Consider the following 2,937-nt stretch of genomic DNA (forward strand, 5'->3'; position numbering starts at 1 on the left):
CCATCAGCCGCATCAGCGAACGCCTTGCACCGCCCGTCGGCTGAAAGCCCGCCCTGCTGGGAGAACCCGACGAAGGTGTCCGGGGTGGCCATCACGGTCACCCCACTCACGAGCGCCATCGTGCACTCACCGGACCGCAGCGCCTGCGCGGCCAGGTGCAGGGCCACCAATGACGACGAGCACGCCGTGTCCACCGTCAGCGCCGGGCCCTGGAGGCCCAGTGCATAGGCCACTCGTCCGGACAACACACTCTGTGAGCCACCTGTCATCAGGTGACCGGCCAGGTCGTCCCGGGAGCGGCCCGCCAATTCGGCGTAGGCCGACGACATCGCGCCCGCGAACACGCCGACCGAGGTGCCGGTCAGCGAGGCGGGGTCGATGCCGGCGTATTCCAGCGCCTCCCACGAAGTCTCCAGCAGCAGGCGTTGCTGGGGATCGGTTGCCACCGCCTCTCGCGGGGACATCCCGAAGAACGCCGCGTCGAATTCCCCGACGTCCTGCAGGAAGCCGCCCTCGGCCGTGGCCGAGGCACCGGCCCCGCTGCCGAAGAGTTCGTCCAGGTCCCAGCCGCGGTCGGTGGGGAAGCCCGAGACCGCGTCCCGGCCTTCGGCCACCAGATCCCACAACTGATCGGCGTTCGCCACATTGCCCGGGAAGCGACATGCCGTACCGACGATGACGATCGGGTCGTCGCTGACCGACACCATCGGCGGCAGGCTCGCGGACTTCGCCTCGGCGGGCGTGTCGCTGAGCAGCCCGGCCAGGTGGTCGGCCATGTCGACGATCGTGGGGTAGTCGAACACCAGGGTGGCGGGCAGCCTCAATCCAGTCGCGGTCGACAGACGGTTGCGTAGTTCCACGGCGGTCAGCGAGTCGAATCCGAGCGTCTTGAACGCCTGGCCCACGTCGATGTGTTGTGCGGAGAGATGGCCCAACACCGCTGCGACATGGGTGCGGAGGAGATCGTGCAGGAACCGGATGCGCTCGTCGGCGGGAACGGCCCCCCAACGCTGGGCGAAGCCGGACAGGTCACGGCGGTCAACGCCCGCAACCCGGCGAACGACCGCATGCGCCACAAGTGACCGCATCAGAACGGGTATCTCGACTTGCGTACGCAACACCGGCAGGTCCAGCCGGGCCAGTCCCATGACTGGCTCGTCGGCGGCCAGGGCCCGGTCGAACAGGTCCAGCCCCTGCTCTACCGACAGCGGCGGCATCCCGGAGCCCCTCAACCGCTGGAATTCGACCTCCGAAAGAGCCCCTGTCACCCCCACCTCAGGCGTCCACGCGCCCCACGCCAACGATACGCCTGGCAGGCCTGCCTGCCGACGCCACTGCACCAACGTGTCGGCGAAGACGTTGCCCGCCGCGTAGTTGCCCTGGCCCGGGCTGCCGAGCATCCCGGCCAGGGACGAGAAGACGACGAACATCGACAGGTCCATGTCCCGCGTCAGCTCATGCAGATGCCACGTCGCGTCCACCTTCGGCGCCAGCACCCGGTCGACCTGCTCGGCAGTCAGTGAGTCGATGATCCCGTCATCGACCACCCCTGCGGTGTGCACCACGCCCGACACCGGATGTCCCGTCAGCAGCTCGGCGAGCGCGCCCCGGTCCGAGACATCACACGCCACCACCGTGACCTGAGCGCCCAGCCCGGACAGCTCGGCCACCAGCTCGACCACGCCCTCGGCCCGCTCACCCCGCCGGCCGGCCAGCACCAGACTCCGCACCCCGTAGGACCGCACGAGGTGCCGCGCCACCGCACCGCCCAGACCACCTGTACCACCGGTGACCAACACCGGCCCCTTCACCGCAACAGTGTCGGTGCTGGACGCGTGGCGGGCCAACCGCGGAACCCGCACCACCGAACCCCGCAACGCCAGTTGAGGCTCGCCGGTCGTGACCACACCAGCCAGCACATCGAGCTCGAGATCGGAGCCGTATTCGAGGTCGACCAAGCTGATCCGGTCCGGGTTCTCCGACTGCGCCGAGCGGATCAAACCCCACACTGCCGCACCGGGCAGGTCGATCACTGGGTCGTCCGAGCCCGTGGTCACAGCTCCCCGAGTTGCCACGACCATCCGTGTCCCGTCGAACCGCTGCTCGCTCAGCCAGCGCTGCACCTGAGCCAGTACCCACACCGTTACCTCATGCGTCTCGCCCACACAAGAATCCGGCTGGACGGTGAACGGCACCGAGAGGACCACGCACCGCGGGACCGGCGCGCCTCCCGTGACTCCATCGATCAGTGCATTCAGGTCTGCGTACACCGCGCCAGTACCCACAACGACCCAGCCCTCCGCTGGGGAAGCCGGTCCGGCATTCAGGTCAGTCCAACGCGGCGTGAGCACAGCGGTCGCCTGCTGCCCGGAGGCGATATCGCCTTCGGCCAACGCGCGCAGCGACAGCGACCCGATGGACAGCACCGGAGCACCCGTGGCGTCGGTGACCGCGACCGACATATCGTCAGCACCCGTAGGAGTCAGGCATGCCCGCACCTGGGTCGCCCCCGAGGCACGCAATACCACATCGCCGAACGCGAACGGCAGCAGATCCGCATCCGACGAGTCCAACTCGCCGTACCGCGCCGCCTGAAGGACGGCGTCAAGCAGCGCCGGATGGATACCGAACGCGCTTACGTGTCCGGCCTGTTGCTCGGGCAGGACGACTTCGGCCCACACTCGCTCGCCCTGCGTCCAGGCGCGTGTCAGCCCTTGGAACACCGGGCCGTAGACCACATCACCCTCGGATCGGTAGATCCCAGAGGTATCCACCGCAACCGCGTCAACTGGCGGCCACGACGTGTCACCCAACCCGGCAACGTCCCAGGCATCAACGGCCGACACGCCGCTGGTCAGGGCGCCGGTGGCGTGTCGGGTCCACTCCTCGCTGCCGTCCGGGCGGGCGTGGATGACGAGGGCCCAACGGTCCTGGGTC

The 2,937-nt window shown here is 68.8% G+C and carries 1 protein-coding gene; it reads right to left on the bottom strand.

Annotated elements, in window-relative coordinates; all coding sequences use genetic code 11:
* On the bottom strand, nt 1–2,937 hold a 2,937-nt coding region (locus ACP4IX_RS35980), incomplete at both ends, for an SDR family NAD(P)-dependent oxidoreductase (protein ID WP_426558824.1).

It is taken from the genome of Streptomyces sp. WG5, from assembly GCF_049974565.1.
In the GTDB taxonomy this organism is placed as follows: domain Bacteria; phylum Actinomycetota; class Actinomycetes; order Streptomycetales; family Streptomycetaceae; genus Streptomyces.